The following is a 14,596-nucleotide window of genomic DNA, read 5'->3' as shown; positions in this document are numbered from 1 at the left end:
TCGATAAAAAATAAAGTATCCTCAAAATACCTTCTAATGTTAATAGGTTGTTTTTTGATATTTTTCATAAACCAGCCCTTGCAGGCGCAGGATCTGGAGACGTATCTCCAAATGGCTTCAGAAAATAACCCAAAAGTAAAAGCTTCTTATGCCGAATTTGAGGCTGCAATGCAGCGGGCCCCACAGGTTGCTACCCTGCCGGATCCTACTTTAACTATGAGCGCATTTGGCAGAATGATCGAAACAAGGTTGGGAGCCCAGGAAGCCAGATTTAATTTAATGCAGATGTTTCCGTGGTTCGGAACCCTGCGGGCTAAAGAAGATGCCGCCAATTTAATGGCTGAAGCTTCCTTTCAAAATTACCTCGATCTAAGGAACCAGGTGTTCTTTGATGTAAAACAGGTCTATGCCGAATTGTATGCGCTTGAAAAAACCATTCAGCTAAAAAAGGAGAACTTCTCTATACTTGATTCTTATAGGGAACTGGCCCTAAGCCGTTTCAGAAGTGGAAGTTCGCCTATGGTGAATGTGGTGAAGGTAGATATTCAAAGGGATGCTGCAATGATCGAAATTGAATTGCTGGAGGAAAAACGAAAACCCCTGGAAACCAGATTTAATCTAATGTTAAGACGCGAGAAAGGGGAGGCAATAGTCCTTCAGGACAGCATTCTGCCAGAAAATGCCCTCGCCTTTAATGAAACTGATGAGAACTTTGATGGGCATCCCCGCTTAACCGGGCTGGAAAAGCAAAAAGAAGCTTATGAGATGCAGGATATAATAGCGCAAAAGGAGGGCAATCCAATGGTTGGCCTGGGAATAGATTATTCCATAATCTCAAAACGAACGGATGCCAACCCCGATATGAACGGGCGGGATGCGATAATGCCAATGGTTTCTGTAACTCTTCCCATTTTCAGAAAAAAGATCAATGCAGCGAGAAAAGAAGCGCAGTTGATGGGAGAAAGTATCCTGGAACAACAGGAAGCTCAAAGAAATGAGCTGCAAAATGAATATGAGGCTGCCCTTTATGAATTAAACAGCGCCAGGAAACTCCTTGATCTATATGACCGGCAAATAGCAAGTTCCGGCCAGGCTAATAAATTGTTGATCTCAGGATACAGCAATTCTATTACAGATTTTGATGAGGTCCTTCAAATGAACCAGGATGTGCTTATGTATCAAACACAAAGAATTGAAGCACTAAAAAATGGGTTAATTGCCCAGGCGAAACTCGATTATTTGATGGTACGATGATATAATGATTTAATGATTGGATAGATTAAAAAATGGAACAGAAGAATGAAATATTAGAACTGAGTTTTGATTTCGCTTTGACAATAATTAAATTTTCCGAATTATTGGATAGTGATAAAAAGTACGTGATTTCCAGACAACTATTGAAATCCGGGACTTCAATTGGAGCGAATATAAAAGAAGCCCAGAATGCGCATAGCCGGAATGATTTTATCTCCAAATGTGTGATCGCGATGAAGGAGGCAGATGAAACCGAATATTGGTTAATGCTTTGTGAACGGAGCCCAAATTATCCGAATCCTGAGGAATTGCTTTTGAAGATAGTGTCCATTTAAAAAGCTTCTTTCCAGAATTATTTCTTCATCTATAAAAAACAGAAAAAATGAAAAATAAAAAAAATATACTGATTGCTTTAGCGATTCTTATGGTAGGGCTAATGCTAGGATGGCTACTTAAACCATCAGGTAAAACCACATCAGACCATCAAACCATCGCATCATCAGATGATCAAATATGGACCTGTTCCATGCACCCTCAAATTCGGCAAAACGAACCGGGTTCCTGCCCAATTTGTGGCATGGATCTTATTCCCCTGGAAACCAATGGAGACGGTGGTGATCCCAGCATTTACCAGATGAGTGAGAATGCGATGAAACTTGCAAATATTCAAACTATGGTTGTTGGAAGAGGAGAGGCATCAAGAGAAATGCGATTGAACGGGAAAGTGCAGGTAGATGAAAGAGCTTCCTACTCCCAGTCAACCCATATTCCCGGAAGGATTGAGCAGCTTGCCATAAATTTTACCGGTGAAAAGGTGAACCGGGGTCAAACCCTTGCAACCGTTTATTCCCCCGAGCTGGTTACCGCACAGGAAGAACTGCTGCAGGCTGCAGCGATAAAGGCAAGTCAGCCCGAATTATTTGAAGCGGCAAAAACAAAACTTAGGAACTGGAAGATAGGAGATGCTCAAATTGAACAGATTCTTTCAGGAGGCAAGGCAATTCAGCGGTTTTCCATAAGAGCGGATGTGAATGGAATTGTTACCAAAAAAATGGTGGATCTGGGCGATTATGTAGAACGTGGAATGCCCATTTATGAAATTTCAGACCTTACCCAAGTCTGGGTTTTATTTGATCTTTACGAAGGCCAGGTTGCGTGGGTGAAGGAAGGAAGTAAAGTAGAATTCACTATTAATTCTTTCCCGGGAGAAACTTTTGAAGGAACTATAAGTTTTGTTGATCCGTTGTTGGATTCCCAAACCCGGGTTGCGACCGCGAGGGTGGAGCTTAATAATAAAGATGGCAGGTTAAAGCCCGGGATGTTTGCATCGGGATTGGTAAAGAACGTTTTGGAAGGCGGCCAGGCTCAGGAATTGATCATTCCTAAATCGGCAGTGCTATGGACAGGTAAACGCTCTATTGTATATGTAAAAACCGATGTTTCGGGGAAAGCCGGATTTAGGTTAAGAGAAATAACTTTAGGCCCTTCCCTGGGGGATTCTTATATAGTACAAGAAGGTTTGGAAGCCGGGGAGGAAATAGTTTCCAATGGAGCCTTTACGGTAGATGCAGCTGTACAGCTTTCGGGTGGAAAAAGTATGATGAACCCGGAGGATGGTAAGACAAGTACCGGCCATGACCATGGCCAGATGCAGCAGGAAGCCCTAATTAAGGTTGATGTAAACGATAAAGTAAAGAATGTTCTCAATAAGTTGGTTGATAATTATTTAAGGCTGAAGGAGGCATTGGTAAAGGATGATTATTCGCAAGCCAGAAAGGATGCTCAGGCATTTGAAAAAAGTATTGGAGCTGTAGATGGTTTCAATAAAGAAGCTAAAATAGTTTGGGAGAGCTATGAAAAGGAACTAAAAGCCGATGCAGGGATTATCTCTGGCGCGGCCAAAATTGAGACCATGAGAGAACGGTTTGACGAATTGTCCACCACAATGATTGGCCTGGTAAAAACATTTGATATCACCAACGGAAGTCTGTATGTACAACATTGCCCTATGGCAGATAATGACAAGGGTGCAGACTGGTTAAGCCGTTCCAAAGAGATCCAAAACCCCTATTATGGAGCTTCTATGTTGCGATGTGGAGAAGTTACTGAAACATTAAACCAATAATTTTAAACCTAAAAAATAAATAAAATGAAAAAGATTCAATTAATTATTGCAACCGCCTTAAGCGTGGTTGTTTTAGCCGCTTGTGAAAAATCAGATAATGTTTCTGTTCAGGAGATTGAAGGAACCTATGTTGGGACCCTTACAGGATTTGACACTGCAAAAAGTGAAACCAGGGTGAACACTGACGAGGCTGCTATCGCCGAAATAAGAAAAACCGGGAATGAACTGATAGAGGTGCATTTATACAGCGATGGGATGGATACAACATTTGTGCTTAATTACTATGAACATAACAACAGTGTGCTGGTATGCCTTAACGGGCATGACTTTGAAAACATGTACGGTCATATGCTTGGCCAGGGACATCCCAACGGAGGTATGATGGGTGATATGCGAAAGGGTGAAACAGAATGGACGCATCACCTAAGGGATGAACACCAGGAAGAGGATGAACATTTTGGTGGTTTTGATATGCAAAACCACACGTTCGGATATCAACTGAATATGATGGATGGGAACACACCTTACCACCTGAAATTTCAGGGGAAAAAGGAATAACAATAATTAATAGCACAAATTTTACTAATCTAAAAACCAAACAAAATCTTAAAATAAAAACAGAATGAAAAATTTTATAATGTTACTTATTTCAATGGTAGTGATAGGTTGTGGAAATGACCCTAAACAACAGGAAACACAAGAAACACAAGAAACCCATGAACACCCTGTTTCCAATGCAGACACCTCTACCGCATCTAAAAGCTTGAGTCCTCATACCACTACGATGGCCATGATTAATGACGCCCATATCCATATTGATTATTCCTCTCCTTCGGTGAGAGACAGGGTGGTATTTGGCGGTTTGGTAGGTTATAATACTGTTTGGCAGGCCGGTGCGCATAAAGCCACATGGATTGAAACTGATAAGGATCTATTAATAGATGGGAAAACACTTTCCGCAGGGAAATATGGATTTTTTGTAATTCCGGGAAAAGAAGAATGGAAGGTAATGTTCAATACAAGATGGGACCAGCACGGTAAAGATGATTTTAATGAAGCTGAAAATGTCCTTACCCTTACAGTAACACCCAATGAGTTGGAAGAAATTCAGGAATCGCTATTATATGAAATAACGGAAACTGGGGAAAAGTCAGGAGTTTTAACATTGAAATGGGAAAGAATTAAGACCGAGGTTCCCTTTGAAGTACTTTAAAGGAATTAATTTTGTTAAATTCAAACATCAATAATTATAGTAACCAAACAACTCTAATATGAAAACCAATAATTATTTAAAATTTGGCCTAATGATGATACTTTCATTCATCATAATGTATGGGGTAATGTTTATGAATGTAGCAAGATTTGATCACGTAATGTTAAGCACCATGCGGACCTATATGACCATCCTCATGATCGCCCCTATGGCAATTGCCATGATGCTCTTCATGTGGGGTATGTATAAGAATAAAACCCTGAATGGTATTATAATAGGCGCAGCTATTGTAGTTTTTGGAGTCACTTTTTATATGATGCGTAACCAGACGGGGATCTCAGACATACAGTATATGAAAGGGATGATACCGCATCATTCATCGGCCATTTTAACAAGTGAGAAAGCTGACCTCAGGGATCCTGAAACGAAAAAACTGGCAGAAGAGATCATTATAGCTCAGGAGAAGGAGATCGCACTTATGAAGCAATTGATCAAAAAACTGGAAAATCAATAGGTAGCTTTATGAAAAGAACCAGGTAGGCCAAAAAATTTAAGTTTGTGAAAATTTGTACTAAAACATACAAATGGTAAAGCGTAAAACAGCTTTGAAAATAAGAAAGACCCACAGGTATCTTGGTCTTTTTATAGGAATTCAGTTTATAATTTGGTCGGTGAGCGGGCTTTATTTTAGTTGGACAGATATTGATGAGATCCATGGAGATGATTTCAGAAAACATCACGTTGAAAACCCGTCTTTCAACAATTTGATAAGTCCGGCGGAAGCCAATGCAAATCTTCCCATCAATTCCCTGGAATTGAAAGATATTGGAGGAGTTCCATACTACCTGGTAGATGGGAATAAATTAATAAATGCCAGGACTGGAGAGATAAAGGATGAACTAAGCAGTGAGGAGGCCGTTTTAATAGCCCGGAAACATATGGTTGATGGACTTAATATTACGGGAGTTGAAAGGATAGAAGAAACCGGGAATCATCATGAGTATCGCAGTGGAGCACTGCCTGCTTATGTACTTTCCTTTAACCAGCCCAATAATTTAAAAGCCTATATTTCTATACAAGATGCATCATTTAGAAGTATTAGGCACAGGGACTGGCGCTGGTTCGATTTCCTTTGGATGACCCATACAATGGATTATGAGGGCAGGGATGATTTCAATAATCTGGTGCTGCGTATTTTTTCGCTTCTGGGACTGATAACAGTTCTTAGCGGATTTGTGCTCTGGTATATTTCTTCTCCCACCGTTTTTAAAATAAAAAGGAAGATCAAAAGAAATTAATATGAAATGAGCATAACACAAAATGGATACAGCAATAAAGATATGCGATGGGTAACCTCAAAACTTAAAATTATGAGAAAAATCAGCTTTTCACTTATTCTTTTATGGGCCTTTATGGGTTCTCAGGCACAAATCCATAAAGAAAAATCTGTAGAAGGAAATATTGACAATCTTCCGGTTCGTGAATATAAACTGGAAATTAACGAAGAAATGGTGAACAAAGCCGGTAAAGATGTGATGGGAATGACCATTAACGGAAGCATTCCCGGACCTACCCTGGAATTTAATGAAGGGGAATACGCTGTAATTCACGTAAAAAACAATATGAGTGTGGAAACTTCCATTCACTGGCATGGAATGATATTGCCTAATTTTTTTGATGGCGTGCCTTATCTTTCCACACCACCTATAAAGCCCGGAAAAACCCTTAAATATGAATTTGCCATTAAGCAAAATGGGACATATTGGTATCATTCCCATACCATGCTTCAGGAACAAAGCGGTGTATTTGGATCAATTGTAATCCAGCCAAGGGAAAAAACCCTCGAGTATGACAAGGAATTGGTCCTGATGCTTTCCGACTGGACCAACGAAAAACCAACGGATGTCCTTCGGTTTTTAAAACGGGGTACAGAGTGGTATAATATTAAAAAAGGAACCGCTACCCCATTAAACGAGGTGATTGTCCGGGGAGCTTTAGGCGCACAAATCGATTTTTGGAGACAGCGAATGGAAGGTGCCGATATTGCCGACATATATTACCCCGCTTTTCTCATTAATGGAGAACAAACCATGGAATATCCTGATTTTAGCCCGGGAGAAAAAATCAGGCTTAGAATCATAAATGGCGCAGCCTCTACTTCTTTTTGGATGACATTTGGCGGGGAAACCCCCATGCTGGTTTCGGCTGATGGGATAGACGTAGTGCCTGTGAAAAAAAATAAGACATTTATCGGAGTTGCAGAAACCTATGATTTTATAGCAACAATTCCGCAAAATGGAAAGATGGAATTCAGGATTACTGCCCAGGATGGCTCGGGCACGGCCTCGGCTTTTTTAGGGGAGGGAAAAGTCCTTGAAGCTCCGGATGTGCCAAAACCGGATAAAATTGCCATGATGCAAAAAATGGCGAAAATGGACATGAAAATGGGTGCGCCGGCATTAAAATCCAATCCCAGGAAAGATGAACCCTATAAAATGAAAGCGAAATGGGGAATGAAGATGGATAAAGAAATGGAGATGGAAGGAATGGACGATTCCGAAATGGATCAAAGCCCGGAAGCTTTTAAAAAGGAAGGAATGGAGGGTATGGATCATTCCAAAATGGATGATTCCATGACGGATATGAAAATGGAGCCAGATTCGATTTCTTCAGTTGAAAAGAATGCAAATAAAAAAGACGGCGAAATGCAGGGGATGCAGATGTTTTCTGAATTTAATTATGATTATTTAAAATCTCGTGAAAAGACGACCTATGCCAAGGATGTTCCTGTAAATGAAATCCTTTTAAATCTCACCGGAAATATGTCCAGATATATCTGGAGTTTAAACGGGATCCCCTTAGCTGAAACCGATAAAATCAGGATCAAAGGAAATCAGGTTACCAGGATCACTTTGAATAATCTTACCATGATGCACCACCCAATGCACCTTCACGGGCATTTCTTTAGGGTGATCAATAAAAACGGCGAATATTCTCCCTTGAAGCACACGGTAAATGTGCCACCAATGCAGGAAATAACCATCGAATTTTATGGTAATGAGTATGGCGACTGGTTTTTTCATTGCCATATTTTGTATCATATGATGGGCGGAATGGCACGGGTAATTAGTTATGACACCCCCAGAGATCCAAGGTTAAAAGAATATCCGTTGTCAAATTTAATTCATGAAACCAACCAATTTTATACCTGGGGAATGGTAGATGCTGCTTCTCACATGGCAGGCCTGAACCTGGTTTCATCCAATATCCGAAATCAATTCAATCTTTCTGCCGAATATGGTTGGAATGAGAATATTGAAGCGGAAATGAGCTATGAATATTATCTCAATGACTGGTTTCGGGTATTTGGAGGGATAAATATGGAAAATGAAATGGAAGATAGTATGGATCAAATAAGCACTACAGCAATTGCAGGAATTCGCTATTTCACCCCTTATATGTTCAATCTTGATTTGCGCCTGGATAATAAATTAAGGCCTCAAATAAGTTTGGGTCGGGAGATCATGATCTTTCCCAGATTATCTGTTTTTGGTGAATATGAATATCAGTCGGATTTTGGTTGGGTAGATGATTTGCCGGAAGGTAAAGACTATCAGAAAGAAGAAACCATCACAGTTGGAGCTGAATATTTTCTGTCTAAGAATTTTTCCTTGATGGGAAGTTATGACAATCGCTTTGGTGCCGGGGGAGGACTTTCAGCCAGGTTTTAATAATTCAATGTATACTAACTTTAAATTAAACTATTATGAAAAACATTCTAAAACTTTCGATGACAGCAACACTATTTTTGTTAATAGTAAGTTGCAAACCAACCTTTGATGCCGCACAGGTATTACAAAGCGATGAAAACAGGAAGGAACTTTATAAAAACATAGTTTCAGATCCCGTTAAATTTTCTGAATTTTTGGAAATCGCGAATAACGATAAAAATGCCAGTATGTTGATGATGAAAGATCATATGAAAATGATGGAGGACGGTAAAATGATGGGGATGATGAAGGAAAATCCGGAGATGAAGGGAAAAATGGAGAAAATGATGCAGGAAAAAATGGAAAATAATCCTGAAATGCAAAAAAAGATGCAGGAAAAGATGAGAAAAAAAATGATGGAAGATCCGGCAGAAAGGGAAGCTATGATGGAAAAAATGCACAATAGAATGAAGGAGAATCCTGAAATGATGGAAAAGATGATGGAAAAGATGATGACAATGATGCATGAGAATCCTGAGATGATGGAAATGATGAAGAAAAAAATGAAGGACCATCAATTAGACATGGAAAAACAATAGATATTATAGTAATTCCTCATTGGTTAAAAAACAAAAATAAACAGTTACAGGAATTCTGGAATAAAGCATAATAATTAAAATTCAATAAAAATGAAAAAACAAATAAAAAACGTAATAATGTTGGCAGCAGTTGTGGGGAGTTTAAGTCTACAGTCCTGTCGGGAAACCTCTGAGGACAAGGTTGCACCACCGATGCAAAATGAAATGCATGAGGAGGACATGGATCATAATATGGATGGAGACGATACTATGATGGATGACCAGGACATGGATACGACCTCGGCGAAATTTAAAGACGACAAAACAGCGGAAGTTTATAATCATTACATCGCGATAAAATCTGCTTTGGTAAAAACAGATGCACCTATGGCACAGGGTCACGCAAAGATGATGATTGGGTCGATAGAAAATACTGAAGCGAATGCTGAGCTTGTACGTGCTGCAAGAGATATTTCTACAAGTAATGATGTGAATAAGCAACGGGAAGCATTTTCGCAACTTACTGCCACTATGGAGTCTTTGCTGAATGGCGCAATTGAATCGGGAGAAATCTATAAGCAATATTGCCCTATGGCATTTGAAGGAAAAGGAGATTCCTGGTTTTCAAATTCCAAGGAAATAAGGAACCCTTACTACGGCGATAAAATGCTGAAATGCGGAAGAATAGAAGCTACTATTAAGTAAATAAATTATCCCGGCTTACATTCGCCGGGTTTTTATTTTTGGGGCATCCTCATATTATGGAAAAAAACATCCTTTTTATTAAAAATATGGTATGCGACCGTTGCATCCTTTCTGTAAGCGATATTTTGTCACGCCTGCAAATTCCCTTTAATTCAATTTCGCTGGGTGAAGTTTCCCTTTTGAAGTCTTTAAACTTTCAGGAAATGGAGGAGCTTTCCCAGGAACTATTATCCACAGGTTTTGAGATGATAGAAGATAAAAACTCCCGACTTGTTAACCGCATAAAATCGGTTATTATCAAAGGTATTTATGATGATAAGAACTTCAGCAACAACAATCTCTCTGTTATTCTTAGCAACGAATTAAATATGGATTACAGCCACTTAAGTTCCCTGTTTTCCAGGATGGAGGGCAAAAGTATTCAGCAATTTCAGCAGGAAATAAAAACCGAAAGGGTCAAGGAGTTACTGGGATATGATGAACTTAATATCTATGAGATCGCTATGGAAGTTGGCTATAGCAGTGCCGCTTATCTTTCTACCCAATTTAAAAAGAGCACCGGCTTAACTCCTTCCCAATATAAGCATGATCATGTAAAGAAAAGGAGTTCGCTGGATTCTCATTGATTAACAAACTTTCTTAAAGGTTTATAGTTTCCTTAAAGGTCAATTTTAATGTATAGTGGTAATTTTAGTTATAAATAATTAAATACCAATATTATGAGAAATGAGAAATTGATCCATGCAGTAGGAAATTGTATCAACGCCTGTAATTATTGTGCTGATGCATGCCTGGATGAGGAAAATGTAAAAATGATGGTTAAATGTATACGTACAGACCGGGTTTGTGCTGAAGTTTGCGCAGCCTTAAATCAGGTTCTTGCTACCAACTATAAAGATGTTCAGGGTCTTATAGACTATTGTATAACAGTATGTAATGCCTGTGCCGATGAGTGTGAGAAACATGAACATCAGCATTGCAAAGATTGCGCAAAGGCCTGTAGGGAATGTGTAAGAGTTTGCGGGCAATATGCAGCTTAAGAGATTTTATTATATAAGAAACCCGGAGAAGTTCTCCGGGTTTTTTTGTACACCTATCCAAAAAAATCAGATGTTATTTCTATAAATTTAAAAGCCCTTGGCAGGAATATTCCATAATTTTGATAAAATTGGAAGAATTATGATGACACATATATATAAAATTACGGGAATGACCTGCAACGGTTGCCGTTCGCATGTGGAAAAAACCTTGAATGAGGTAGAAGGTGTAAAAAAAGCTGAGGTTGATCTTGAAAACGCCGAAGCCGTTCTTGATATGGAAAAGCATATCGAAATTGAGAAATTTCAGGAAGCTTTGAGGAATTCCGGAGGAAATTATCAGATTTTAATGCCAGGCGAAGCAGCTGTTGAAAAGATCTTTTCCAAAGATTCAAACCTTGGAAAAGTTGAAGACAAAATGGCTCACACCTACAAAATAACCGGAATGACCTGCAATGGTTGCCGTTCCCATGTTGAGAAAGCGCTGGGTGAAGTTGAAGGAGTAAGCAAAGCCTCTGTAAATCTGGAGAAAGCCGAAGCTATAATTGAAATGGAAAAGCATATCGAAATTGAGAAATTTCAGGAAGCTTTGAAGAATTCCGGAGGAAATTATCAGATTTTAATGCCAGGGGAAGCAGCTGTTGAAAAGATCTTTTCCAAAGATTCAAACTTTGGAAAAGTTGATAAGCCTGAAGGAGGTCACGAGCGCAGCCAGGGTACCGGCACATTTTATTGCCCCATGCATTGCGAAGGCGATAAAACCTATGATGAACCGGGAGATTGCCCGGTGTGCGGGATGGACCTTGTAGAAGAAATGAGCCTAAAAGCAGCAGGAACACAATATACCTGCCCCATGCATCCTGAAGTAATAAAGGATGAACCGGGTTCCTGCCCTATCTGCGGAATGGACCTGGTACCTATGGAAGCAGATGTTTCCGCAGAGAAAAAAACCTATCAAAAACTTCTCAAAAAATTCAAAATTGCGGTTGTTTTTACCCTGCCCATTTTCCTTATTGCAATGTCTGAAATGATCCCTGGAAATCCTCTATATCAAGTTATGGATATGCAATACTGGAACTGGGTTCAGCTGGGGCTTTCCATTCCCGTGGTATTTTATGCTACCTGGATGTTTTTTGAACGGGCTTACAGATCCATAATTACCTGGAATTTGAACATGTTCACTCTCATAGGTATTGGAGCAGGGGTTGCCTGGATATTCAGTGTTTTTGGATTGTTTTTCCCGGATTTTTTCCCGGCGCAATTTAAAACCGAAATGGGTTCTGTTCATGTTTATTTTGAGGCTGCAACCGTAATTTTAACATTGGTTTTATTAGGCCAGTTACTCGAAGCACGTGCACATAGCCAAACCAATAGCGCTATTAAAGCCTTGCTGAAGCTTGCCCCCAACACTGCTGTTCGGGTTGTAAATGGGCAGGATGAGGTCGTGGCTACAGATAAAATTGTGGTGGGCGATATTTTAAGGGTAAAACCTGGAGATAAGATCCCGGTAGACGGTATCATTGAAAAGGGCGGGAGTAGTCTGGATGAATCCATGATCACCGGAGAACCTATTCCTGTGGATAAACAGGAAGGGGATAAAGTAACCTCAGGGACTATTAACGGCAACGGGAGTTTTACAATGAAGGCTCAAAAAGTCGGGAACGAAACCCTGTTGGCTCAGATAATCAAGATGGTGAATGATGCCAGCCGTTCACAGGCACCAATCCAAAAACTGGCCGATAAAATTTCCGGGTATTTTGTCCCCATTGTAGTTCTTATTTCAATAATCACCTTTGCAGTTTGGGCGATTTATGGTCCGGAACCTTCGTATGTCTTTGCGCTAATTAATGCCATCGCCGTTTTAATCATTGCCTGTCCCTGCGCTTTGGGATTGGCAACGCCAATGTCTGTAATGGTAGGTGTTGGAAAAGGTGCGCAAAACGGGGTGCTTATCAAAAATGCCCAGGCTTTGGAGCACATGGATAAAATAGATACCCTTATAATCGATAAAACAGGGACTATTACTGAAGGGAAACCTTCCGTAGAAAAAGTGGTTTCTTCAGATTCAAATTTTTCTGAAGATTCCATTTTAAAATACATCGCTTCTCTTAATGCGATGAGCGAGCATCCTTTGGCAGAAGCTACCGTCAAATTTGCCAAAGAGAAGAACCTGAAGCTAACTGAAGCTTCCAATTTTAATTCGGTTACAGGAAAGGGGGTTACCGGAAATGTTGACGGGCATGATCTTGCAATTGGGAATGAACAACTTATGCAACATGTAGCCGCTGAAGTTCCTTTGGATTTAAAAGTGGAAGTTGAAAAAGAGCAACAATTAGGTAAGACAGTTTCTTATTTGTCAATCGATAAAAAAGTGGTTGGATACATCACGATAACAGATCCCATCAAAAAAACCAGCAGGCAGGCAATTCAGGAATTGATGGATGCGGGAATAGAGGTTTATATGCTTACCGGGGATAACAAAATTACCGCCGCTGCAGTTGCAGATGAATTGCACCTTTCAGGATTTAAAGCAGGCATGTTGCCGGAAGATAAATTAAATGAGGTAAAACGCTTACAGGCAGAAGGGAAAAATGTGGCGATGGCCGGAGATGGAATAAATGATGCTCCTGCACTGGCACAGTCCAATATTGGGATCGCGATGGGAACCGGAACCGATGTTGCTATTGAAAGCGCAAAGATTACGCTGGTTAAGGGTGATTTGCAGGGCGTTTTAAAGGCAAAAGAATTAAGCAAAAAGGTGATGCGGAATATCAAGCAGAACCTGTTTTTCGCCTTGTTTTATAATACTGCAGGAATACCTATTGCTGCAGGGGTATTGTATCCGGTTTTCGGGATTTTACTCTCCCCAATGATCGCTGCATTGGCAATGAGTTTTAGTTCAGTTTCTGTAATTGCGAATGCATTAAGACTTAAAAAGGCCAGGATATAGATAACATTTATAATAAAACAGTAATGTCCGGTAAAGAGGCAAGATCGTTTCGCCTTCGGCGTAATTGCAAGAACCAAAAAAAAGACTTGATTTTAATGCCTCCTTGAGGGTTTAATTCCCCGAGGCCTGCCCGAATCATTCAGGCGGGCCTCGAATTTTTAAAAGTATTTTCCAATTCATACCTCGTGGGCTTGCCCCGAGCTTGATTTAACTGATAAACATTTAGGTATGATCTCTATTTTTTCAGAATACCTGAGCTATCGGTATAATTGAAAAAGTCAGAAAGTAAGGTTTGTTTATTAAAAATTCCATAACACTTGTTTTTAAGTGTATCGCTATTTCAGGACGGGACATGATACTAAAAGAAAAAAACACCTCTTTTCTGGGAGGTGTTTTTTGTTAAACAAACTAACATTATTGAGCTTGGCTAATATTTGTTCTTTTGCTTCATTTTCATTTTCTTTCCAGATCTGTCGGCAGATGCTTTCCAGGTTTCAAATTGCTCCGGTGTAAGAATGGTTCTTATTTTTTCCTGCATCTCTTTTTGGTGATCGAGGCGGGCATTTTTGATCGCAAATCTATTCTGGTTCCAGGTGGCAGTATCCTTCCTCAATTCCCTGTGCTGGGCCTTCATGGTTTTTTGATAGGTGGCTTCTTCAGTAAAAAGGGTTTTTAACCGGGCTTGCTGCTCCTCGGTAAGGTCTAGTTTTAAGGCCATTTTCTTGGTTCGAAGCGTTGCCATTTCATCGGCAGACATTTCAACTTTGTCCATTTTATGGTCTTGTTTTCTTTCCTGTTTTCTATCCTGTGCAAAAGCAGATATCGAGAGCATCAATATCAGGATAAGGCTAACTTTTTTCATGATTTTACTTTATTAGGTTATAGTAGTAAGACTATGAAATGATAAAATAGTTTAATCCCAGATACTTTAACTTGCTGAAAATGAATAAAAAACGCACGGATTTCTTTTTCAATGCCTTTTTAAATTATTTTGAATTATCTAGTTAATAATCAAACTTAATCG

General features: G+C 39.7%; 14 protein-coding genes. 13 read left to right on the top strand and 1 reads right to left on the bottom strand.

Going from position 1 to position 14,596, the window contains the following annotated elements; all coding sequences use genetic code 11:
- Positions 1-36 precede the first annotated feature (36 nt).
- The 13 genes from ACKGJN_RS01220 (at position 37) to ACKGJN_RS01160 (ending at position 13,572) form a co-directional block, all read left to right on the top strand.
- Positions 37-1,254, top strand: a complete 1,218-nt coding sequence (locus tag ACKGJN_RS01220; protein WP_409537591.1) for a TolC family protein — start codon at positions 37-39, stop codon at positions 1,252-1,254.
- A 32-nt stretch (positions 1,255-1,286) separates the two neighbouring features.
- A complete protein-coding gene (locus ACKGJN_RS01215; protein WP_409537590.1) occupies positions 1,287-1,589 on the top strand; it encodes a four helix bundle protein in 303 nt (100 codons plus the stop codon).
- Between the two features lie 47 nt (positions 1,590-1,636).
- Positions 1,637-3,379, top strand: coding sequence for an efflux RND transporter periplasmic adaptor subunit (locus ACKGJN_RS01210; RefSeq protein WP_409537589.1), 1,743 nt, complete (start codon positions 1,637-1,639; stop codon positions 3,377-3,379).
- 24 nt (positions 3,380-3,403) lie between these two features.
- Complete coding sequence (locus tag ACKGJN_RS01205) at positions 3,404-3,937, top strand: hypothetical protein (RefSeq protein ID WP_409537588.1); 534 nt, start codon at positions 3,404-3,406, stop codon at positions 3,935-3,937.
- Positions 3,938-4,001: 64 nt separating this feature from the next.
- Positions 4,002-4,592, top strand: a complete 591-nt coding sequence (locus ACKGJN_RS01200; protein WP_409537587.1) for a DUF2911 domain-containing protein — start codon at positions 4,002-4,004, stop codon at positions 4,590-4,592.
- Positions 4,593-4,683: 91 nt separating this feature from the next.
- Positions 4,684-5,106 (top strand): DUF305 domain-containing protein, encoded by a 423-nt coding sequence (locus tag ACKGJN_RS01195; RefSeq protein WP_409537586.1) that lies wholly within the window; start codon positions 4,684-4,686, stop codon positions 5,104-5,106.
- A gap of 70 nt (positions 5,107-5,176) precedes the next feature.
- Positions 5,177-5,890 carry a PepSY domain-containing protein gene (locus ACKGJN_RS01190; protein ID WP_409537585.1) on the top strand — a complete coding sequence of 238 codons (714 nt, stop codon included), beginning with the start codon at positions 5,177-5,179 and terminating at the stop codon, positions 5,888-5,890.
- 114 nt (positions 5,891-6,004) lie between these two features.
- Entirely contained in the window at positions 6,005-8,323 is a 2,319-nt protein-coding gene (locus tag ACKGJN_RS01185; RefSeq protein ID WP_409538371.1) for a multicopper oxidase domain-containing protein, read from the top strand.
- A gap of 35 nt (positions 8,324-8,358) precedes the next feature.
- Positions 8,359-8,901, top strand: a complete 543-nt coding sequence (locus tag ACKGJN_RS01180; protein ID WP_409537584.1) for a hypothetical protein — start codon at positions 8,359-8,361, stop codon at positions 8,899-8,901.
- A gap of 90 nt (positions 8,902-8,991) precedes the next feature.
- Positions 8,992-9,585 (top strand): DUF3347 domain-containing protein, encoded by a 594-nt coding sequence (locus tag ACKGJN_RS01175; RefSeq protein ID WP_409537583.1) that lies wholly within the window; start codon positions 8,992-8,994, stop codon positions 9,583-9,585.
- 56 nt (positions 9,586-9,641) lie between these two features.
- Positions 9,642-10,211: a helix-turn-helix domain-containing protein gene (locus ACKGJN_RS01170; RefSeq protein WP_409537582.1), complete on the top strand. Its 570-nt coding sequence runs from the start codon at positions 9,642-9,644 to the stop codon at positions 10,209-10,211.
- 93 nt (positions 10,212-10,304) lie between these two features.
- A complete protein-coding gene (locus tag ACKGJN_RS01165; RefSeq protein ID WP_409537581.1) occupies positions 10,305-10,625 on the top strand; it encodes a four-helix bundle copper-binding protein in 321 nt (106 codons plus the stop codon).
- A 142-nt stretch (positions 10,626-10,767) separates the two neighbouring features.
- Positions 10,768-13,572: a heavy metal translocating P-type ATPase gene (locus ACKGJN_RS01160; RefSeq protein WP_409538370.1), complete on the top strand. Its 2,805-nt coding sequence runs from the start codon at positions 10,768-10,770 to the stop codon at positions 13,570-13,572.
- Between the two features lie 427 nt (positions 13,573-13,999).
- Here ACKGJN_RS01160 and ACKGJN_RS01155 read toward each other — a convergent pair whose 3' ends face one another.
- Positions 14,000-14,434 (bottom strand): hypothetical protein, encoded by a 435-nt coding sequence (locus ACKGJN_RS01155; RefSeq protein ID WP_409537580.1) that lies wholly within the window; start codon positions 14,432-14,434, stop codon positions 14,000-14,002.
- Positions 14,435-14,596 lie beyond the last annotated feature (162 nt).

Source organism: Gillisia xinjiangensis (assembly GCF_046298265.1).
Taxonomy (GTDB): domain Bacteria; phylum Bacteroidota; class Bacteroidia; order Flavobacteriales; family Flavobacteriaceae; genus Gillisia; species Gillisia xinjiangensis.
Note: the sequence above shows the minus strand (reverse complement) of the source record. Positions and strands in the feature narration are given on the sequence as shown.